This window comes from Mesorhizobium sp. M1396, assembly GCF_040317725.1.
In the GTDB taxonomy this organism is placed as follows: domain Bacteria; phylum Pseudomonadota; class Alphaproteobacteria; order Rhizobiales; family Rhizobiaceae; genus Mesorhizobium.
This window is the reverse complement of record NZ_JAMYLA010000017.1, coordinates 107004-128328: the sequence shown is the minus strand read 5'-3', so window position 1 is coordinate 128328 and position 21325 is coordinate 107004. Positions and strand designations below refer to the sequence as shown.

The window sequence follows — 21325 nt, the reverse complement described above, 5'->3', positions numbered from 1 at the left end:
ACTTCTTGCCCCCCCCCCGCTCCCCGCCGCCGCCGCGGGGGCTGGGCGCGGGCCGGGCCGGCGCGGCCCGGGCGCCCCGCCCGGGGGCGGGCCCCCCGGCGCCTACGAGGACCCCCACCCCGCTCCGCTTCGCGGATCGACCCTCCCCACAAGGGGAGGGTGAAGGAGATCCTACCGCCGCTTGTACACCCGCATCGGCGACTTGGTGCCGTCGGTGTAGGTGACCTGCACCGACATCGACGTCACGCTGTCGGCGACCTTGAAATAGCCCCTGGCGTCGTAAGGGATGGCGTAGGGGTCCTTCTTGTCGCAAGGCGGTATCTCGAGCGATTTGTCGAGCGCGGCACCGTCCAGGCTGTAATGCACCTCCTTGATGGCGCAGCGGTAGGACAGCATCTGGGTGAAATAGACCAGGCCGTGATTGCCGCCGGAGTCGAAGGCGATCCACGAGGTCCAGAACTGGTCGAGGATCTGCTTGTCGCCTTGCTGCAGCGCTGTGTCCGGGTCGAAACGGATGTCGAACGGGCCGGTCTCGCGGCCCCTGATGTCGAGATACTTGATCGCGATGATCCCGGCCACGGTGCTGTCGGGCATCTCGAAGCTCGGATTGGCCATCGGCTTGCCGGTGGTCTGGTCGTTCATCGCCAGGAAACCGGTGTCGGTGAACGGGCCGCTGTCGCCCATGCGCCAGGAGATGGCGGTCGCCGGCTCCGGCAGCGAGATGGTCATCGACCAGCCCTGGTTGGAGCGCATCGGCGTCAGCGAAGGCACGAAGCGGGCGGGATCGAGCACATCGCCAAGTGCTGCCAGCCGGCTGCGGCTGCGGTCCAGCCAATCGGCGAGCTGCGTCTGGTCGACGAAATATTTGAGCAGCCCGCCATCCTTCTCGTAGGATACGAATTTGGTCAGCGCCTTGGCCTCGTTGCGCTTGTCGGCCAGCGTCTGTGCGCCGAGGCGGTCCTCCGAAAACTCCTGCGCCAGCAGGAAATAAGCCGGCGCGAAATCCGCATGGGCCGCGATGAAGGCGTTGAGCTTGTCGGGGCGCTGGGCGTCGTCGAACTGCTGGATATGCACCAGCTTGATCGACAGCGCCTTGCCCTTGTCGGCAAGCGCGCCGAACACTTCGCGCGCGCCGGCCTTGCCGTCCTGCACCCGAAGCAGCGTGGCAAAGCGCGTGTAGGGGTCGATGGCGTCGACATCGAAACCGGCAAAGGCGAGGTAGGAGCGCCGCGCGTTGAGCATGTCGCCGGAGAGCTCGTAGACGCGGGCATTGTGGTAGAACTCGTCCGGCCGCTTCGGCTCGGCGATCGCCCCGCCTTGCGCGGCAAGGGCGGCAAAGCCCTTGGCGATGGTGTCGATCGAGGCGGCGATCTGCTGCGTCGTCGCCTGCAGCGTCTCGGTCTGCTTCTTCACCTCATCGGTGGTCTTCTGCACTTCCGCCGTCTGCCGCGTCTGCTGCTGCTGGGCGGAGGCGATCTCATCGGTCTTCTTCACCACCGTGTCGGTCGACTGCTTGACCGCTTCGACCGTCTTCTGCGTCTGCGTGACCGTCTGCTCGATCTTGGCCACCTTGGCCGAAACGATGCCCATCGACTGCTGCAGTCCGGCGATGGCCGGCACCAGGCTGGCGATCACCCCGTTCTGTGCGTTGGTTTGCTGTTGCAGGCCGTAGACGCCGCCGGCGACGGCGGCAGCACTTGTGGCGAAGATCAAGGCCGGCAGCGCCTTGGCCGCCAGCACCAGCCTGAGCACGATGGCAATGGCGATGATGACGGCCGCGACCGAGGCCACCAGCGCGATATAGGCGGCGAACGGCGCCAGTGGATTGAGGATGTCGGAAGCCGCACCTCCGATAAAGGCGACGCTGCCGGCCCATTTGCCGGTGCGGCTGAGCGATGCCCTGATAAGCGAGGGTGCTACGGCCCCGGCCCCGATATTCGTCATGCCAAGCCCCCAAGCCACCAGATACCACGACTTCCCACGGGAAACGCGGTCTTGGCAAGGAAAGACACCGGAAACAGGCCATTTCGGGGCGAATGGCAAGCCTGGGTTCCTCTCCCCCCTCCGCGAGGGCGAGGAATCAAGTCCTGCGAGGCCTCGACAATCCTGGGACTGTCAGCCATTAACCAAATGGACGCAGCTGACGCGTTACGTTAGCTTCGCCTTATCTCAGCAACAGCTTGACCCGAACAGACTTGCCCTTGCCCCACCTGCGTCCCCTTCCGCTCATCCAGAGAGTTTTTGCGGTCCTTGGCCTGTTGCTGCTGCTTGCCGGCTGCACGACCGTGACGCCGCCGGACGCCGTATTGGCGGTACCGGCGCCGCCGCAGAAATACGCCGCCATCGTCGTCGACGCCGGGACCGGCAAGCAGCTGTTCGAGGTCAATTCGACGGCGCAGCGCTATCCGGCCTCGCTGACCAAGATGATGACGCTGTATCTGCTGTTCGAGGCGCTGGACGCCGGCCGCCTCACCAAGGAAACGCAGATCCCGGTTTCGGACCATGCCGCCTCGCAACCGCCGACCAAGATGCGCTTCCGGCGCGGCGAGAGCATCGACGTCGATTCCGCGATCCGCGCCATCGTCGTCAAATCGGCCAACGACGTGGCGGTCGCCGTCGGCGAATATCTCGGCGGCTCGGAGGATCAATTCGCCGCCATGATGACGTCCAAGGCGCGCCAGCTCGGCATGACCAGCACCTTGTTCCGCAACGCGTCCGGCCTGCCCGACGGTGGCCAGATGACGACCGCGCGCGACATGGCCGTGCTCGGCATGGCGCTGCATCGGCGGTTTCCCCAGCAGTTCCACTATTTCTCCGAAAGCGACTTCATGTTCCGCGGCAGGCTGGTGCGTGGCCACAACGACATGCTCGGCCGCGTGCGCGGCGTCGACGGCATCAAGACCGGCTACATCAGGGCCTCGGGCTTCAACATCGTCACCTCCTACAACGCCGACGGCCGCAACCTGATCGTGGTGGTGATGGGCGCCGACAGCGCCCGCCAGCGCAACGACCATGTCGAAGCGCTGATCCAGCGGAGTTTGTCGCCTGCGATGGCCGACACCAAGACCAGGCTGATGTTCGCCGAGCAGCAGTGATCCGCAGCGCGATTTGCGCCCGGCTGGCCCCGGCTGCCAGGGCAATCGCTTCAGGTTTCGAACCATCTCCCCTTCGGGCGTTGATGCCGCCCCTCACCTGCCTGCCGGCATCCTCTCCCCGTATAGGGACGGGGAGAGGGGCGCTCTCGTCGCCGGTTTCGCCAATCATCAACGTCGCAAGCAGGCCACCGTCGTTGCGGCCAGCTCCTTCTCCCCGTTACTAACGGGGAGTTGAGTGAGTGGTCCGCGAAGCGGACGAAAAGCCAATTGCTTGGCTGTTCGAACGACGAACGCCCGGCAGGGCGATGAGGGGCGGCGCCGACCTCGACATTTGCCCGGTGAGGGCAACTGTGCTACACATCCAGGCATGGTGCTGAGTCGCGCCAGCGACCCGCCGCAAGGCGGGTTTTTTTGTTGCCGTCGCCCTCCTGCAGCCCTGTACGCCCTGGTTCGCAATGCCGTTCGAGCAAGGCTCGGCGATCAGCGCAAAACCCATCGCTTCGTCATCCACGGGCGGAGCAAGGAGCGCAGCGACGCGGCGCAGACCCGAGGATCCATGCCGCGACCTCCGAGCGCTGCCGCGGTGCAGAAGTTCGTGTGATGTCGGCGGGACAGCACCCCCCTCTGTCCTGCCGGACATCTCCCCCGCAAGGAGGGAGATTGGACTTGATGACTGCTTTCGCCAATCCCCAACGTCGAAAAGAAGGCGCCGTCGAAGCAAACTGCTGATCTCCCTCCTTGCGGGGGAGATGTCCGGCAGGACAGAGGGGGGGCCGCCGACATCGGGCAAGTCCTTCCCCGCAAGCGACAGGTTATAGCATGGGTCCTCGGGTCTTCGCTCCCGCTTCGCCCGTGGATGACGAAGTTGGTGAGGCTTCGGCCAATCTCGAATGTCTCCACCCGCTCTGAGCCCGCGAAGGGCGAGCCGTCGCCAGCCGCATCGCCCCTCCGGTTCGATCAAAACCACTTGTCCGGCCCGCGAAATCCGTGCCCCGCGCTGGCTATGCACCGTCACCTCTGTTTATCGTCCCGCCAGCACCACAGCAGGAGCCTGCACCATGAGCACCGTCCCCAAGCCGCCCGAGCAGCCGGCGGAGAACGACAGCGGCGGCGAATATTTCGAGGCGCCGACCACCGGGCAGCTCGAGGCCGACCAGGCGTCGGACGAGCATCTCGAAACGCCCGACGTGCCGGATTCGGAGCCATCCGTTCCGGGCGCCCACCGCGGCAAACCGAAGAAAAAACCATCGGCGATATCGGGCCGGAAATTCCGCAAGCGCGATCTGGTGCGCATCGACACGCTGCGCCCGAGCCTCGCCGACCGCATTCGCTCCGATCATCCGGACCTGCCGGCCGGCGCCCGCATCACCCGCGCCGAGCTCGGCCGCTACCGCATGCGCTACATGGAGGAGCTGCTCCAGCAGGAGCACGGCGAATTCTCCGAGCTCGACCGCCAGGTGGTCGAATCGATCGCCAGGCAGGACACGATTTCCGAAAACTCGGAGGAGGAGTTCGAGGAGCACCGGACGTTCGCCGACCGCGTCTCCGACAGCATGGCTTCCTTCGGCGGCAGCTGGTGGTTCCTGATCTCGTTCGGCAGCGTGCTTCTGGTGTGGATCGGCATCAACCTGTTCGCCGGCATGAGGGCCGCCTTCGATCCCTATCCCTTCATCCTGTTGAACCTGCTGCTCTCCTGCATTGCCGCCATCCAGGCGCCGATCATCATGATGAGCCAGCGGCGGCAGGAGTCCAAAGACCGCCTGCGCTCCTTCAACGACTACCGCGTCAACCTCAAGGCCGAGCTGGAAGTGCGCCATCTGCACGAAAAACTCGACTACCTCATCTCGCGCCAATGGACCCGCCTGGCCGAAATGCAGCAGATGCAGCTAGACGCCATGCACGAACTGACCGGCGCCAGGAAGCCGAAGCGGGCGGTGCGTCGGCGACGGGCGGTGAAGAGTGAGGCGGGGCAGTGAGGGGTGGGCGCGGTGCGGGGTGATGACGGCCAGTCAGCCATGACGGGCGGCGGTCGCCGACAAAGGGTCCGGATGTTTCGCCAGCGGCTGCTCCAACTGGACATTGAGCTGGAAATTCAAGACAGTCTGCGCCACGCAATTATTGGGTGGGCACTTTTTTGAGCGATATTAAACTGTTTCAATTCAACCAAGGGCAGATTCACGAACTAGCTGGCTCTGCCATACAGGTCGAAAAATCGCTTCAGCATATCTTTGAGGCGAACCTTGAGGCGCTATTAGGCGTTCGATTTCTAGCGAGCGAGCACTCAACTGGGCCAGTCCACGGTGGCCGCATCGACACGTTGGGGCTCGATGAAGACAATTGTCCCGTGATCATTGAGTATAAGCGCGCGGTGAACGAGAACGTCATCAATCAGGGTCTATTTTACCTCGATTGGCTTCTCGATCATCGAAAGGAATTTCAATGGCTGGCCATGGAAAAGCTCGGTCCCGAAGCTGCCAAGAATGTCGATTTCTCGGCTCCAAGGCTGCTCTGTATCGCCGGCGATTTTACCCGCTATGACCAGCATGCGGTAAAGCAGATCGCCCGGAACATTGAGTTGATAAGATATCGGCAGTTTGGTGAATCTCTGCTCATGCTAGAACTCGTTCACGCACCGAAGTTGGCCAAGGTAAACACATTTTCAGCCGCACCCGCCGTAACTAGCACTGCCGGCGAGGCCGCCGTGGCCACCCCGAACGAAGATCTGGAAGACCCTTATGCCACATACCGTATGGCGTATCGCCTGTCGCAAGCGAGCCCCGCTTTGCGCGATCTCCATGACGCCATCCGTGACTTTCTCATCGGTCTTGGAGACGACGTTCAGGTCAAGGAGCTAAAGTTGTATACAGCGTTCAAGCGCATAAAGAACTTCGCCTGCCTTGAGGTCTACCCTCAGCCGAAGGTTGCTGTTGTTTACCTCAAGCTAGACCCACGGACAATCACGGTTGAGGAGGGCTTCACCCGTGATGTGACGAAAATTGGCCACTACGGAACCGGCAATCTGCAAGTTTCAATCAGGTCAATGGCTGATTTCCAGAAGGCGCAACCGTTGTTCATGAGAGCGTATGAAGGATCGTGATTGGTGCTCTCGCCTTTGATTCTGTGCACCAGCCCTTTTGATTTCGCACAACTCACTTGGCCGTTGAAGCCCGCGACGGGTTCCGCTAAGAAGCCATGGCTGGCCGGTTTACCGGCTGGTTCGTTTTCCGGATCGCCGGTCCTGAAAGCACCCGTAGCTCAGCTGGATAGAGCGCTGCCCTCCGAAGGCAGAGGTCACAGGTTCGAATCCTGTCGGGTGCGCCATTGTGCAGGCCGGCTTCCTGCAGCGCTTCGTAGCAGCCGATCGCGGTGCGGTCGTTCTGGCAGAAGATGGCGGTGGGCTTATCCTTCAGCGCCAGGAACTTGACGGTCGCGGCATAGCCCGCTCTGGCCGACCAGCCTATGGACCGCGGCTCGCTGCAATTTCACGCGTCGATTACCACTTCCGCCCGTTCACTCAGACGCTATGCTGCTGACCATGATGCCAAGCCGCGAGGTTCGTTCATGATGAAGCAAAATCGGCACCATGAGCGGATGACCATTCGCGGCCACCTTCAACCCGCGTCCTTCGTGCCCTGGATCATGCGCCATGCGGCCAAGCTCGGCCTCGTGCACCATATCACTCATGCAAGTAGCGATCGCATCGAGCTCGATATTGGCGGTGCGGCGGAACTGATCGATATGATGGAGATGGGATGTTCGCTCGGGCCCATCGACGTCTGGGTCGAGACGATCGACCGCGCGCCTGCGAGCAAAAAACACATGGCTTTGCGTGTGGTTACCGGCCGTTTGCACTTAATTTGATCAATATTGCAATTGCGAAATAATTATGCATACCTCAGCCCATCGAGCGGTTCGCCAACTCCTTTCGCTGGCATCCCTGGTCGGCAAACAGTGGTATCAGTACGGAAAGTAAGGTCATGCTGTCCGACAAGACGGACACCTGGGTGCCGGTCGCCCTTTCCCAGGATCTGCCAGCAGGACAGGCAATGCCGGCGTGGACGCCCGCCGGTCCCATTGCCCTCTGGCGAAGCCAATCGGGGTGCTTGGCGGCATCGGCGGATCGCTGTCCGCATCGCGGCATGCGCCTCTCCCATGGCTTCGTGCGCGGCGAGGCGCTTTCCTGCATCTATCACGGCTGGAGCTATTCGCAGGCCGGTCGGTGTCTGCGCATTCCCGCCCATCCCAATCTCACGCCGCCGGAGACGATTCGCGTTGCGACCCGGTCGGTCGAAGAGGCAGGCGGCATCGTCTGGGTCGCCGATGGAGAGCCCGACGGCAAGCCACCCCTTTTTGAAGGTTACGTCCCGCTCCGTTCGTTGACGGCCCGTGCCGGACATTCGGCGCTCTCTGCCGCTGCCGGTACGAAGGCTGCCGTTGAAGGATTCGCCTGGCAGGCGCCCGGCGCGCCGGCAATCCGCCTGCTGCCCATACCGGAGGAAACCGGCGAGACGCTGATCCACGTCCTTGTTCCAGCCGATTGCGGTGTGTCCGAGCGCATCGCCGCCTCGCGAGCCGCCGAGAGCCTTCGGCGCATGGCCGAACGGATCGAAGCGGAAGGGGCTGCGTCATGATCGACGATGCGATGCGCGACGAATGGTATCCGGTCGGGCTTTTCAGCCGGCTCGACCGTGATGGGCGCGAGACCACCCTGATGGGCGAACCGATCAAGGTTGCGCTCGACACCGATGGCGCGGCGAAAGTGACAGGCGAAAACGGGCGCGTGCTGCCGGTTTCGGTGCGCTATGGCCATATCTGGTCGTCGCTCGGCGAACCCAGGAAAGCGGTCTTTCCGATTCCCGAGGCGGACCAGCCCGGGCGCCGCTTCGTCGATGTCGGTGTGGTGCGGGTGCGCTGCTCGCCGCTCCGCGCCGTCGAGAACTTCCTCGACATCGCACACTTCCCCTTCGTCCATACCGACATCCTCGGCTCGGAGCCGCATACCGAGGTCGAAAACTACAAGGTCGAGATCCGCGAGGACGAGGACGAGGTCTGGGCAACCCAGGTGAAGTTCTACCAGCCGCAGGCGGCGAAATCAGCGAGCGGGGGTATCACGACGGAATATATGTACCGCGTGCCGGCTCCGACCTGCTCGGTCCTTTACAAGACCTGCCCGCCGCGCCCGGGCGAATGGGATGTCATTGCGCTGTTCGTCCAGCCGCTTGCCGAGGATCTCTGCGACGTCTGGCCGTGGATGGCGCTCTTCGACGACGAGACGCCACTGACCGACCTCATCCATTTCCAGCAGACGATTTTCCTGCAGGACCGCTCGATCCTCGAAAACCAGATCCCGCGGCTTCTGCCGCTCGATCCCGGCATGGAAATCCCGACGCGCGCGGACCTGACCTCGGTCGCCTATCGCCGCTGGCTGAAACGCCACAATTATACCTACGGCGCGCAGCTGGTGGCACAATGAGGCTTTACGACTACGTCCTCTCCCCAAGTTGCTACAAGGTGCGCCTGATGGCGGCGCTGTCGGGCGTGAAGCTCGAGATCCGTCCGGTCGACTTCCATCCCGGCGCCGAGCATCGCGGCCCAGAGCTTATGGCGCTCAACCCGGGTGGTTCCATCCCGATCCTTGAAGACGGCGACCTGATCCTGACCGAGTCTTCCGCCATGCTTGGCTATCTCGCCGCGAAGGCAGCACCGGCCTGGCTCGGCAGCGGCGCCCCCGAGGAGACGGCGCGCATCCAGCAATGGCTTTCCTTCTCGCACAGGCTGACCGCCAGCCTCGGCGGCGCGCGCCTGCATGAGATGCTGCTGCGCCCCGGTGACATCGGTGCGCTTCAGGCCAATGGCATGGCGGCACTGCGTGAACTGGAAGCCGGCCTCTTCGAACAAAAAATGCGTGGCGATCGGTTTCTCGCGTCCGACCGGCCGACGATTGCCGACATTGCCTGCTTTCCCTATGTCGCGCTCGCGCCCGACGGGGGCGTTTCCCTCGACCCGTATCCCACGATCCGGCTCTGGTCGCGAGCGCTCCGCAGCCTCGACAACTTCATCGAGATGCCCGGTATCCACCGGCTGCACGAGTTGAAGCCCGAACCGCGACCATGCCCGGACGAGGCGTGAGATGACCGGCTATCTCCTGAAGAATTGCGCAGCGGTCATCACCGACGAGGGCAAGGGTCCGAGCGTCCGGCGCAATGTCGATATACTGACGAATGGGCCGCGGATCGAGGCGATCGGGGAAGGCCTGCACGGAGGCAAGCTGCCGGCCGGTACCATCGTGCGGGACGCCGACGGCTGGTTCGTCTATCCCGGCCTCGTCAACACGCACCATCATTTCTTTCAGTGCTTCGTGCGCAACCGTGCCGAGCTCGACTGGACGAAGCTGTCGGTCATCGAATGGCTCGACCGGATCTATCCCATCTTCTCCCGGCTCAACGAGGATTGTTTCTACCACGCCTCGATCACGGCGATGGCGGAGATGATCAAGCACGGTTGCACCACGGCCTTCGACCACCAGTACAATTTTCCACGCCATGCCGGAAAGCGGCTCATCGACCGGCAGTTCGAAGCGGCCGATCTTCTCGGCATGCGGTTCCACGCAGGGCGCGGCGGCAACACGCTGCCGAAGTCGGAAGGCTCGACCATTCCGGACGAGATGCTGGAGACCACGGACGAATTCATCGCCGACTGCGCACGCCTCACCGACACTTATCACGACACCAGCCCCTTCAGCATGCGCCAGGTCGTCGTCGCTCCCTGCCAGCCGGTCAACTGCTACCGCGAGACCTTCGTGGAATCGGTTTCGCTGGCGCGTGATCGCGGGTTGCGGATGCACACCCATGTCGGCGAGGGCGAAAGCCCGGTCATCGAGGCCCGCCACGGCATGCGCACGGTGGACTATCTCGAGGAACTCGGATTTGCCGGCCAGGACACTTTCTATGCCCATTGCTGGGAGCTGACGCATGATGAACTGCGGGTGATGGCGGCGAGCGGCACCGGTGTTTCGCATTGTCCGGAGCCGGTCTATCTGGTGGGTGCGCAGGTGACCGATATTCCCGCCATGTCCGCCTTCGGCCTGCGCGTCGGTCTCGGCTGCGACGGCGCTGCCTCGAACGACAATTCCAACCTCATGCACTGCATCCATTCCGCCTACATGCTGCAATGCCTGGCGGCCTCGACGCGCGCTCATCCGGTGCCCGCGCCGGCCGATTTCCTCGGCTATGCGACATCGGGCGGCGCCGCGCTTCTGGGCCGCAAGGACATCGGCCGACTGTCGTCAGGCATGGCCGCCGATCTCTTCGCGATCGACACGCGCCGCATGGATTATGTCGGCACGCGCCACGATCCGTTGAGCCTGATTGCCAAGGTCGGCATCGGCATGCCCACCGACATGACCATGATCAACGGCCGCATCGTCTGGGAAAAGGGTGCGTTTGCCGGGCTGGACGAGGCCCGGCTTGCCGCGGACGCGGAAGCCGCTCTTGCCGCGGTGGAATTCTGACAACTTAAAAAAGGGGAACTGACATGCTGAACTATCTGACCCGCAGAACTCTGATGAAGGGCCTTGCCGCGACGGGGCTTGCCGGCACCCTTGGCGGCCGTCCCGCCTTCGCGGCCGACGAGCCGCTCGGTATCACGCTCGTGCTCCCGTCGCCGGTCGGCGATGTCGGCTGGGGCCACGCGCTCGCCGCCGGCCTCGAGCCGGTCAAGGCCGCATATGGCGACAAGGTGAAGATCACCGTCATCGAGAACATCGCCGAGGGGCCGGACGCCGACCGGATCATGAACAAGACCGTCGCCGACGGTAACAAGTTCCTGATCGCCGGCTCATTCGGCTACCAGAATGGCGCATTGCAGATCGCCCGCCGCGATCCTGGGGTCACCGTGCTGCATGCCTCCGGCTTCCAGACCGCGCCGAATTTCTCGCCCTTCGCGGCGAAGTATTTCCAGGGCACTTACCTGCTCGGCATGGCCGCCGCGGCTCTTTCCAAGACCGGCAAGCTGGGCTCGGTCTCGGCCTTCGCCATTCCGGAGCTGATCACCTCGATCAACGCGTTTACGCTCGGCGCACAGACCGTGAATCCCGCTGTCGAGGTTTCGGTCGTCTGGGTGAATTCCTGGTTCGACCCGGCCAAGGAACAGGAAGCCGCCAAGGCGCTGATGGCACAGAACTGCGACGTGATCTTCTCGAACGCCCAGGATACGCCCTCCGTCATCTCGGCCTGCGAGGAGGCTGGCATCTACGCGTTCAACCTCAATTCGTCGATGAAGAAATACGCGCCGAAAAAATATCTCGGCTGCATCGCGACGGACTGGTCGCCCTTCTTCAAGGCTTCCGTGGATGCCCACATCGCCGGAACGTTCAAGGGCGCCAACGCCTTCCTCGGCGTCGCCGAAAAGGTGGTGGAGGTCGCGGACTGGAACTCGGATGTCCCGGCCGACACGATGGCGAAGATCAAGGACGTGGCGGCGAAGATCGCCGACGGCAGCTTCTCGCCCTTCACAGGCCCGATCACCAAGGCCGACGGCAGCGAAGCCGCCGGCGCCGGTGCGGCGATGGCGGATGCCGAGATCGTCGCGATGGACTGGCACGTCAAGGGTGTCACCACACCGCTGCCGAAGTAAGCCATGAGCCCGCCCCTTCTGTCGCTGCGCGGCATCTCGAAGAGCTACGGCCAGATCCGGGCCAACCAGGCCATCGATCTGGACGTGGCGCCCCAATCGATCCATGCGATTCTGGGGGAGAATGGGGCGGGCAAATCGACGCTGATGAAACTCATCTATGGCGTCGAACAGCCGGACGACGGCACCGTCGTCTGGAACGGAGAACCCCTGAGCCTTGCCTCGCCGGCCGAGGCACGGCGCAGGGGCATCGGCATGGTCTTTCAGCATTTCTCGCTGTTCGAGACACTGACTGTTGTCGAGAACATCCAGCTCGTCGTGCCCGGCGGCAAGGCGGAGCTGGCGGGGCGCATCCGCAGCCTCGGCCAAGATTTTGGCCTTGAAGTAGATCCTTTCGCCGATGTGCACGCGCTCTCGGTCGGCGAACGGCAGCGGGTGGAGATCATCCGCTGCCTGATGACGGACCCGAAGCTGCTCATTCTCGACGAGCCGACCTCGGTGCTGCCACCGCAGGCGGTGAAGAAACTGTTCGACACGCTCAGGCGGCTTCGCGACCGCGGCGTGTCCATCCTCTTCATCTCCCACAAGCTGGAGGAAATTCGCACGATCTGCGACCAGGCGACCATCCTACGTGGAGGGCGCGTTATCGGCACCGTCGACCCGCGCGACCATGATGCGCACGACCTAGCCCGCATGATGATCGGCCGCGACATGCCGGAGGTGATGCCGGCGTTGGCCATGCCCGAGGGGGAGAAGCGGCTGGAAATAATCGGCATGGACCACACGCCGGATGACCCTTTTGCCACGCCGCTCTCCGGCATCAGCCTCACGGTACGATCAGGCGAGATCCTCGGCATAGCCGGAATATCGGGCAACGGCCAAGGCGAACTTGCCGCGCTCATCTCAGGCGAAGCGATGCTGAAGGAACAGCGCGACCGGATCTTCATGATGGGCCGCGACGTAGGCGCACTCGATGCGGCCGCGCGCAGGAGACTCGGGTTCGCCTTCGTGCCCGAAGACCGGCTCGGACGCGGCGCGGTCCCTGAAATGTCGCTCGTGCTCAACACCGTTCTTACCGCCCATCCTTTCGATCTCGTGAGGCACGGCCTCATCGACAACGCCGGAGCGACGGCTTTCACCAGCGAATGCATCCGCCGGTACGACGTCCGCACCTCCGGCCCGGCTGCCGAAGCGGGCTCGCTGTCCGGCGGCAATCTGCAGAAATTCATCATCGGTCGCGAGATGATGCTCTCGCCAAAACTGCTCTTCGTGGCGCAGCCGACCTGGGGCGTAGACATCGGCGCTGCGTCCGCCATCAGAAGGCGGCTCATTGCGTTGCGCAACGAGGGCATGGCGATCCTCGTCATTTCCGAGGAACTCGAGGAACTTTTCGAACTCTGCGATTTCATCCAGGTGCTGCATCATGGGATGCTCAGTCCGCCTCTGGTCACGCGGGACACACGCCCCGAAGACATCGGCCGGTACATGATCGGCGCACATGGCTCGCCAGAGAAGGTTCCTGCATGAATGTTCGGGCCGCGACGTTCCTCCCCGCGCTGGTCCGCCGGGAGCATGCCTCGCTCGTCGCGGCCATGCTGGCCCCGGTTGCCGCGCTTGGCATGGCGATCATCCTCAATCTGGGCCTTTATGTGCTGATTGGCCGAGATCCGGCGACCGTGCTGTACGCGATGCTTCTCGAGCCGTTCCTCTCCTGGGCATCGTTCGCGGAGGTGCTGCTCAAGGCGGGGCCTCTTCTCCTCATCGCGCAGGGGCTGGCGATCGGTTTCCGCGCAAAAGTGTTCAACATCGGCGCGGAGGGCCAGTTCATCCTGGGCGCTATTTTCGCCTCGGCGATCCCCGTCTGGTTTCCGCAGGCGACCGGGCAGTGGATCTGGCCGCTGATGCTGCTTCTCGGTGCCGTCGGAGGTGCGCTTTGGGCATCTATCACCGCCTTCTGGCGCGTCCGGCTCAATGCGAACGAGATCCTGGTCTCCCTGATGCTGAGCCTCGTTGCGGCGCAAGTCCTCAACTACCTGCTGCTCGGCCCCTGGAAAGACCCGGCCGGCTTCAATTTCCCACAATCCGTGATGTTTCAGAACGACGCGATGGTGCCGACCTTGATCGCCGGTACCCGCGTCAACGTCTCGCTGCTCATCACGCTCGCGCTCTCGCTGGCGGCCTGGGTTTTCATGCAGCGAAGTTTCATGGGCTATAAGCTCAAGGTCGGCGGCCTTGCCCCGCGCGCGGCCGGTTACGCCGGCTTCAGCGAAGGGCGCGCGATTTGGCTGTCGCTTCTGATCGGCGGCTTCGTGGCGGGACTGGCAGGCGCCGCGGAAGTCGCGGGGCCGCTCGGCCAATTGCAGCGCTCGATCTCGACCGGCTACGGCTATGCGGCCATCATCGTCGCCTATCTCGGCGGCTTGCATCCGGTCGGCATCATCTTTTCCGCGCTCTTCATGGCCGTTCTCTATATCGGCGGCGACAATGCGATGGTGTCGGCAAACTTGCCGATCGCCGCCGTCCGCGTCTTCCAAGGCAGCTTGCTGCTTGCCTATCTCGTCGCCGTGGCCTTCGTGCGCTACCGCGTCGAGTGGCGCCTTCCCCATCACCGGAGCCAGCCATGAACGCCGTCGAGTTCATTATTTCGGGCATGCTGGCAGCCGCAACACCCTTTCTCCTTGCCGCACTCGGCGAGCTGGTGGTCGAGCGCGCCGGCGTCCTTAACCTCGGCGTGGAGGGCCTGATGGCCCTCGGCGCCGTGCTCGCGTTCATCGTCGTCTACCACGGCGGTGGACACCTGCTGGGCTTCGTCGCCGCCGGTCTCGGCAGCGCCGCCCTGTCCCTCGTTTTTGCAGTGCTGGCACTCGGATTCCGGGCAAACCAGGTCGCCACAGGCCTTGCGATCGGCATCCTCGGCCAAGGCCTTTCGGCGCTGTTCGGCAAAAGCTACGAGAGCCTGACGGTCAAGGGGCTCCCGAAACTTGCCTTTCCCGGCCTCTCGGAAATCCCGGTAGTCGGCAGGCTGTTTGTCGAAGACGTCGTCGTATGGCTTTCCCTTGTCGTGACGTTCGCGATCTGGGCGGTGTTTGCCTATACGAGGGTCGGCCTTGTCGTGAGGGCAATCGGCGAGAATCCCAAGGCTGCCCACGCCATCGGCTATCCGGTCATCGCCATCCGTGTCGCGGCGATAGCCTTTGGTGGCATGATGGCGGGTTTTGCCGGCGCCTATGCGGCGGCGGTGTACACGCCCCTTTGGGCGGACGGTATGATTGCCGGACGTGGCTGGATCGCGATCGCACTCGTTGTCTTTGGTACCTGGCTCGCTGGTCGCATCTTCCTGGGTGCCTGCCTCTTCGGCGCGGTTTCGCTGATGAGCCTCGCCGCCCAGGCGACCGGTCTGGACGTGTCGTCGCAACTGCTTTCCAGTCTTCCCTATCTCGTTACGATCGTCGTGCTCGGTGTCATCTCGGCGGACCGCCGCCTGCTCAGGCTGAACGGCGTCGCCTCGCTTGGCGAACCCTTCGAACACTAGTCACGAGGCAATGTGATCTGCGCAACGAAAGCGGCGCGGTCCATAGCGCCTCAAAATTGACTAGCTCGAAGCTGTCTACCAGCCTTGCCGGCCATACCATTCATCGATGTCTCGGCGTACGCGATCCTTCGCCAAGCCGTAGCGTTCCTGGATCTTGCCTTCGAGCTGATCGCGCTTGCCGGCGATGCGGTCTAGATCATCATCAGTGAGCTTGCCCCACTGTTCCTTGACCTTGCCTTTAACCTGCTTCCAATTTCCTTCGACGCGGTTCCAGTCCATGGTGGCGAACTCCTTCGTTTCTCTGGTGGAAAAACGGTCGTATGACCGTGGGGTTCCGCTACAACGCCGAACAAGCGACAGCCGCGATTTGGAAGCCGATTTTCGTTTCGATCAAACAGCTTCGATGGAACATTAGCAGTCCCTAAAGGTTGATACGTGCGGCAGGTGGTGCCCTCCATCGCCTGCTGAAGATTGGGGCGACAGCCCCGATCGGCCCGCGCTCTCCGCCAGAGGCGCGGGCTTTATAAAGTGACCAAGCGAATAAACCGGCCAAGCGAAGCGATGACCGACAAGCCCTACGTCCTCACGTGTTCGAGAAGCCGCATTGGCGGACCGCGAGGCAGCTGAACAACGATTAATCCGGCGGCGATGCGATCTCTCCTATGACACCCCCACCACAGCCCGCACACTCTCCCGCTCCACCAGCGGGCACTCCAGCTTGGTGATCGGATACCGTCCCCGCCCGGGCGCCGCCGGCGCTTCCAGCTGTTCTATCGCCCATTGGCCCATCGCCATGTGCGGCAGGATCGAGGTCGTCAGCGGCGGGAACAGATGCCTGGCGATTTCCTCGTCGTCGTAGCCAACGACGGAAATATCCCCAGGGATGCGCAGGCCGGCTTCCTTCAGCGCTTCGTAGCAGCCGATCGCGGTACGGTCGTTCTGGCAGAAGATGGCGGTCGGGCGGTCCCTCAGCGCCAGGAGCTTGACGGTCGCGGCATAGCCCGCGCTGGCCGACCAGTCGCCCTCGACCACCAGTTCCGGATCGAACGGGATGTCGGCGGTGGCGAGCGCGCGGCGGTAGCCTTTCAGCCGGTCTTGTGCTGCCTGCATCCACGGCTCGCCGGTGATGGTGGCGATGCGGCGGTGGCCGTGGCTGATCAGATGGCGGGTGGAGCTCTGGCCGCCGGCGATCTCGCTCGGCACCACGGCCGGGAAGGCGTAGTCCGACGTGTAGCAATTGAGCAGGATCACCGGAATGTCGAGGCCGTAGAGATAGTCGGGCGCGGTGATCTCGCGGGTGAAGATGGTCATGTAGATCAGCGCCGAAATGCCCCGCTTGGTGAGTGCGGCGATGGCGCGCGGCTCCATGACGGAATCGCCAAGCGTCTGCGCCACCAGAAGCACGTTGCCGGCATTCCACGAGGCCTGCCGCGCGCCCTCGATGGCGACGACGGCTTCCGGGCTGGTGGCGAGCTGGTCGACGGCGAAGCCGATCACCCCGTCCAGCCCTTCAAAGGCGGGAAGCGGCGGGTGAAGTGCCGAAAAGGCGGGCGCGGCATAGCCAAGGGTCCGCGCGGCCTCGATCACCCGTTCGCGGGTCTGCTGCGACAGCTTGATGCCGGGCGAATTGTTGAGCACGAAGGAAACGGTCGCCTGCGAGCAGCCGGCGGCCCTGGCGATGTCGGTCATGGTGACGCGACCCCTGGCGCTCTTCGCCGGCGCCTTGCGGCGCCTCACCGTGTCGATGGCCGGATCCGTGGTTTCGCTCATGTCACTCCTCCAGCCTGTCTAGCGGCCGCCCGTCAGGCCGGCAAGATGGCGTGACGTTGTCGATTTATAGAGATCGTCGCGCGGATTTATATCTATTAGTAGCTTCAAGGTCTATCCATCCGGCATCTCCACACAGCCCGAAGGTCAAACGGCATAAGACATAGGCGTTGGCGCAGCCGAGGCGGAGGCTCGCCGGCGGATGTGCCGCGAAGCGCAAGCATACCCAGGGATATCGCCTCAGAACTAATACTGTTTACTAATACAAAAATGCGCTGTACCGTCAATCTGTCGCGTCCGGGTCGGTTGGGCTCGAGGCGGCGGGAGTACGAGAAATGGCCCGATGGCGAGCGGATCTTAACCCCGCAAGCCTTGTCTCGGATATGTGATATGTCTGACAAATCGGACTATTTACGAACGAAGGATGAGTCTCTAAGGTCCGCATCGTGGCTGGACCGGCGCCATTCTTTCGGTGCCGGGAACCCTTTGAGGAGGAGGGCGTCCAAGCTGCAAACGGCAAAATCAGGTCAGTGCAAGATCGGTCAGTCGCACGACTGAACCAAACGGGAGGTTGAACATGAAATCCTTGATACGAAATGCATCCGTAGCCACCGCGGCGCTGTTGCTCGGCCTGTCGGCCACGGCAATCGCGCGCGCCGACGACAAGCCGACGCTGGCCTTCGTCGTCAACGGCGCTTCCGATTTCTGGAAGGCCGCCGAAGCCGGCGTCAAGAAGGCGCAAGGCGAACTGCCTGACTACAATCTCGAACTCAAATATCCCGAACAGTCCTCGGTGGCCATCCAGCAGCGGCTGATGGACGATCTGGTGACCGCGGGCGTCAAGGGCATCATGGTCTCGGCCGTCGATCCCAAGACCTCGACCGACGGGCTTAACAAGATCGCCTCGGAAACGGCGCTGTTCACCACCGACAGCGACGCTCCGCAGACCAAGCGCGTCGCCTATATCGGCTCGTCCAACGTCGATGCCGGCAAGCAGGCGGCCGAAATCGCCAAGAAGGCGATGCCCGATGGCGGCAAGTGCCTCGGCTTCGTCGGCCTGCTCGGCGCCGACAATGCCAAGGAGCGCATCCAGGGCATGAAGGACGGTCTGGCCGGCACCAAGATCGAGCTGATCGACGTGCGTGGCGACGACATCGACCAGGCGCGCGCCAAGAAGAATGTCGAGGACGCGCTGGTTGCCAGCCCCGACGTCACCTGCATGGTCGGCTTCTACTCCTACAACACGCCGCGCATCTACGAAGCGCTGCGCGACGCCGGCAAGCTCGGCTCGATCACGGTGGTCGGCTTCGATGACGATCCGATCACGCTGGGCGGCGTCAAGGAAGGCACCGTTGCCGCAACCGTCGTGCAGCAGCCCTTCGAATGGGCCTATCAGGGCATGAAGCTGATGGCTGCCTATCTCAAGGGCGACAAGTCGGGCATCCCGGAAGGTGGCCTCATCATCGTCCCCACCAAGATCATCGGCAAGGACGATGTCGACGCCTATGCCGCCAACCTGAAGGCGATGTCTGGAAACTGATCGTCGTTAGCGCTGCCCCCATCCGCCTCCGGCTCCCTCTCCCCCTCTCTATACGGGGAGAGGGTAAGGGTGAGGGGTAGCGCGACGCCTCGCTTTTTATTGACGGGTTCGATCAGGCCAGTCAGTCTGTGAGCCCGCCAACTGCTGTCAGGCATGATGAACTATTCCGACACATCCATCGCCACGACCACCCCGTTCCTCAGCCTCGAGAACGTGCGCAAGACCTATCCGGGCGTCGTCGCGCTCGACGGCTTCTCCATGGAGGTCAGGCCGGGCGAGGTCATCGGCCTCGTCGGCGAAAACGGCGCCGGCAAATCGACACTGATGAAGATACTCGGCGGCGTCACCACGCCGGACAACGGCACGATCACCGTCGACGGCATCGCCCACAATAGCCTGACCGTCGAAGCCAGCCTGGGCTCGGGCATCGCCTTCGTCCACCAGGAACTCAATCTGTTCGACAATCTCGACGTCGCCGCCAACATCTTCTTCGGCCGCGAGCCGTTGCGCGCCGGGCCGCTCAGGCTCGTCGACCGCGCAAAGCTGCGCACCATGGTGGCGCCGCTGTTGAAGCGCGTCGGCGCCAATTTTTCCCCCGACACACCGGTCGCCGCTCTGTCGCTGGCGCAGCAGCAAATGGTCGAGATCGCCAAGGCGCTGTCGATCGAGGCAAGGCTGGTCATCCTCGACGAGCCGACATCGAGCCTGCCGCTCGCCGAGACCGACAAATTGCTCGACGTCATCAAGGCGCTGAAGGCCGACGGCATCAGCGTCATCTTTATTTCGCACCGCCTGCACGAGGTCGAGCGCGTCGCCGACCGCGTCGTCGTGCTGCGCGACGGCATGCTGGCCGGCACCTTGCCGAAGAGCGACATCGGCCATGACCAGATGGTCAAGCTGATGATCGGCCGCATGCTGAAGGAGCGCGAAAAGGCCTCCGAGGCCGCGCGCGCGCCCGGCGCCACAGCGCTTTCGGCCAAGGCCATCCGCACGCCAGCCTATCCCGGCCGGCCGGTCGATCTCGACGTCAGGCGCGGCGAAATCCTCGGCCTTGCCGGCCTTGTCGGCTCCGGCCGCACCGAACTGGCGCGGGTTTTCTTCGGCATCGACTCAAGTCTTGGCGGCGCGCTCGAGCTCGACGGCAAGCCGCTTGTGCTCGGCTCGGCGGCCGACGCCGTCGCGCATGGCATCTTCCTGGTGCCGGAGGACCGCAAGCTGACCGGCATCCTGCTCGACCTGTCGATCGCCCAGAATATTTCGCTGCCCAATCTGCCGGCGCATGCGCGACGCTCCCTGGTGTCCGCAAGCGCCGAGACCGCCACCGCCGAGAAACAAAAGAAAGATCTCGGCATCAAGGCGCCGTCGGTGCAAACGCGCACCGGAACGCTGTCGGGCGGCAACCAGCAGAAGGTCGTGCTCGGCAAATGGCTGGCCATGAATCCGAAAGTGATGATCCTCGACGAGCCAACGCGCGGCATCGACATCGGCGCCAAGGCGGAAATCTACGGGCTGATGCGCGCTCTCGCCGATGCCGGCGTCGCCGTGCTGATGATCTCCTCAGACATGGAAGAGGTGATCGGCGTGTCCGACCGCATCGCCGTCATGCATGAGGGCCAGATCTCGGGCATTCTCGACAAGGACCGGTTCAGCCAGGAAAACGTGCTGCTGCTGGCGGTGGGTAAGCAGCCGAAATAGGTTTTTGCCGGGGTCTCGCGCAAGCGCGATCTGCTCAGGCATTGGGGAGAAAACGATGAGCAAGAAAGATCTCGGCCTGCTGATCCTGATCCTGGTGGTCGGCGCCATCGTGGCGATCATCAATCCGCGCTTCCTGTTGCCGATCAACCTCGCCAACACCTCGAACCTGATCGGCCTGTTCGGCATCCTGTCGATCGGCCAGGCCTTCGTCATCATCACCGGCGGCATCGAACTGTCGGTCGGCTCGGTGGTTGCGCTGCTGGGAACGTTGTTCATCGACTTCATCGCCGTGCGCGAGGTGGCGTGGCCACTGGCCTTCGTGCTGATCCTCTTTCTTGGCGCCATCATCGGCCTGGTGCATGGCTGGCTGATCACAAGGCTCAAGCTGCAGCCGTTCGTCGTCACGCTGTGCGGTCTTCTGATCTACCGCGGCGTCGCCCGCTTCTACACCGCCGACGGCACCGCCGGCTTCGCCTTCGGCCAGAATTTTCCCGAGCTCGAATTCCTCACCGCCGGGCGCTCCTATGGCGTGCCGAACAGCTTCATCGCGCTCATCGTCATCGCCATCGTCATGTGGGTGGTGCTGCACCGCTCGGTCTTCGGCCGCTATCTCTACGCCATCGGCAAGAACGAGGAGGCGGCGAAATATTCGGGCATCCGCACCGGCCGCGTCGTCATGGCCGCCTATGTCATCTGCGGCGTGCTGACGGCACTGTCGGCGATCTATTTCGCCATGTACACGCGCTCGATCTCGCCGGCCAGCCACGGCCAGTTCTACGAACTCTACGCCATCGCGGCCGCCGTGCTCGGCGGCTTCTCGCTGCGCGGCGGCGAAGGCTCGCTGATCGGCGTCATCCTCGGCACGGTGCTGCTGCAGGAGCTGCAGAACCTCGTCAACCTGCTCGGCATCCCGTCCTCGCTCAACTTCGCGGTGATGGGCGGCGTCATCCTCATCGGCGTGCTGGTCGACCAGCAATGGGGCGTGTTCCGGGCACGGCGGCTGATGGCCGACGCCACCCGCAAAAGCGCCGCCGGTGCGGCCGCGGAATAGGCCGGGCTCGAAGC

The 21325-nt window shown here is 63.5% G+C and carries 18 protein-coding genes, 1 tRNA gene and 1 pseudogene; 16 read left to right on the top strand and 4 right to left on the bottom strand.

Annotated elements, in window-relative coordinates; genetic code table 11:
* Positions 1–171: 171 nt before the first annotated feature.
* Entirely contained in the window at positions 172–1944 is a 1773-nt protein-coding gene (locus NKH02_RS13955) for a methyl-accepting chemotaxis protein (protein ID WP_352879417.1), read from the bottom strand.
* A 257-nt stretch (positions 1945–2201) separates the two neighbouring features.
* On the opposite strand from NKH02_RS13955, the gene NKH02_RS13950 reads away from it, so the two are divergent.
* The 4 genes from NKH02_RS13950 to NKH02_RS13935 all read left to right on the top strand — a co-directional run bounded on the left by NKH02_RS13950 (position 2202) and on the right by NKH02_RS13935 (position 6416).
* Positions 2202–3095: a D-alanyl-D-alanine carboxypeptidase family protein gene (locus NKH02_RS13950; protein ID WP_352870049.1), complete on the top strand. Its 894-nt coding sequence runs from the start codon at positions 2202–2204 to the stop codon at positions 3093–3095.
* Positions 3096–4153: 1058 nt separating this feature from the next.
* Positions 4154–5071 carry a DUF1003 domain-containing protein gene (locus tag NKH02_RS13945; protein ID WP_352879415.1) on the top strand — a complete coding sequence of 306 codons (918 nt, stop codon included), beginning with the start codon at positions 4154–4156 and terminating at the stop codon, positions 5069–5071.
* 158 nt (positions 5072–5229) lie between these two features.
* Positions 5230–6192: a DUF5655 domain-containing protein gene (locus NKH02_RS13940; RefSeq protein ID WP_352879413.1), complete on the top strand. Its 963-nt coding sequence runs from the start codon at positions 5230–5232 to the stop codon at positions 6190–6192.
* Positions 6193–6339: 147 nt separating this feature from the next.
* Positions 6340–6416, top strand: a tRNA-Arg gene (locus tag NKH02_RS13935).
* Here the strand turns inward: NKH02_RS13935 and NKH02_RS13930 are convergent.
* Positions 6410–6556: pseudogene (locus NKH02_RS13930) on the bottom strand (substrate-binding domain-containing protein); the annotation flags it as partial. The gene NKH02_RS13935 and the pseudogene NKH02_RS13930 sit on opposite strands and share 7 nt — an antisense overlap.
* Here NKH02_RS13930 and NKH02_RS13925 point away from each other — a divergent pair.
* From NKH02_RS13925 to NKH02_RS13885, 9 genes are all read left to right on the top strand, one after another.
* Positions 6555–6956, top strand: a complete 402-nt coding sequence (locus NKH02_RS13925) for an acylphosphatase (protein ID WP_352879411.1) — start codon at positions 6555–6557, stop codon at positions 6954–6956. The pseudogene NKH02_RS13930 and the gene NKH02_RS13925 overlap by 2 nt on opposite strands.
* 116 nt (positions 6957–7072) lie before the next feature.
* Positions 7073–7726, top strand: a complete 654-nt coding sequence (locus NKH02_RS13920) for a Rieske 2Fe-2S domain-containing protein (protein WP_352872878.1) — start codon at positions 7073–7075, stop codon at positions 7724–7726.
* A complete protein-coding gene (locus NKH02_RS13915) occupies positions 7723–8568 on the top strand; it encodes an aromatic ring-hydroxylating dioxygenase subunit alpha (RefSeq protein ID WP_352872877.1) in 846 nt (281 codons plus the stop codon). The genes NKH02_RS13920 and NKH02_RS13915 overlap by 4 nt, the downstream gene beginning before the upstream one ends.
* Complete coding sequence (locus NKH02_RS13910) at positions 8565–9224, top strand: glutathione S-transferase family protein (RefSeq protein ID WP_352872876.1); 660 nt, start codon at positions 8565–8567, stop codon at positions 9222–9224. Before NKH02_RS13915 ends, NKH02_RS13910 begins: the two co-directional genes overlap by 4 nt.
* 1 nt (position 9225) lies before the next feature.
* Complete coding sequence (locus NKH02_RS13905; RefSeq protein WP_352872875.1) at positions 9226–10605, top strand: amidohydrolase; 1380 nt, start codon at positions 9226–9228, stop codon at positions 10603–10605.
* 26 nt (positions 10606–10631) lie between these two features.
* The gene (locus NKH02_RS13900; RefSeq protein WP_352879425.1) at positions 10632–11729 is read left to right on the top strand and encodes a BMP family ABC transporter substrate-binding protein; all 1098 of its coding nucleotides are present in this window, start codon (positions 10632–10634) and stop codon (positions 11727–11729) included.
* 3 nt (positions 11730–11732) lie between these two features.
* Positions 11733–13253, top strand: coding sequence for an ABC transporter ATP-binding protein (locus tag NKH02_RS13895; RefSeq protein WP_352879409.1), 1521 nt, complete (start codon positions 11733–11735; stop codon positions 13251–13253).
* The gene (locus NKH02_RS13890; RefSeq protein ID WP_352879407.1) at positions 13250–14350 is read left to right on the top strand and encodes an ABC transporter permease; all 1101 of its coding nucleotides are present in this window, start codon (positions 13250–13252) and stop codon (positions 14348–14350) included. Before NKH02_RS13895 ends, NKH02_RS13890 begins: the two co-directional genes overlap by 4 nt.
* Positions 14347–15258 (top strand): ABC transporter permease, encoded by a 912-nt coding sequence (locus NKH02_RS13885; RefSeq protein ID WP_352879405.1) that lies wholly within the window; start codon positions 14347–14349, stop codon positions 15256–15258. The genes NKH02_RS13890 and NKH02_RS13885 overlap by 4 nt, the downstream gene beginning before the upstream one ends.
* 75 nt (positions 15259–15333) lie before the next feature.
* Here NKH02_RS13885 and NKH02_RS13880 read toward each other — a convergent pair whose 3' ends face one another.
* Positions 15334–15537 (bottom strand): CsbD family protein, encoded by a 204-nt coding sequence (locus NKH02_RS13880; RefSeq protein WP_352601557.1) that lies wholly within the window; start codon positions 15535–15537, stop codon positions 15334–15336.
* A 381-nt stretch (positions 15538–15918) separates the two neighbouring features.
* Positions 15919–17028, bottom strand: a complete 1110-nt coding sequence (locus NKH02_RS13875) for a LacI family DNA-binding transcriptional regulator (protein WP_352879403.1) — start codon at positions 17026–17028, stop codon at positions 15919–15921.
* Positions 17029–17602: 574 nt separating this feature from the next.
* Between NKH02_RS13875 and NKH02_RS13870 the strand changes: the two genes are divergently transcribed.
* From NKH02_RS13870 to NKH02_RS13860, 3 genes are all read left to right on the top strand, one after another.
* Positions 17603–18565 carry a sugar-binding protein gene (locus NKH02_RS13870; protein WP_352872868.1) on the top strand — a complete coding sequence of 321 codons (963 nt, stop codon included), beginning with the start codon at positions 17603–17605 and terminating at the stop codon, positions 18563–18565.
* Positions 18566–18721: 156 nt separating this feature from the next.
* Positions 18722–20260, top strand: a complete 1539-nt coding sequence (locus tag NKH02_RS13865; protein ID WP_352879423.1) for a sugar ABC transporter ATP-binding protein — start codon at positions 18722–18724, stop codon at positions 20258–20260.
* A 55-nt stretch (positions 20261–20315) separates the two neighbouring features.
* Positions 20316–21311, top strand: a complete 996-nt coding sequence (locus NKH02_RS13860) for an ABC transporter permease (RefSeq protein ID WP_352879401.1) — start codon at positions 20316–20318, stop codon at positions 21309–21311.
* Positions 21312–21325: the final 14 nt, after the last annotated feature.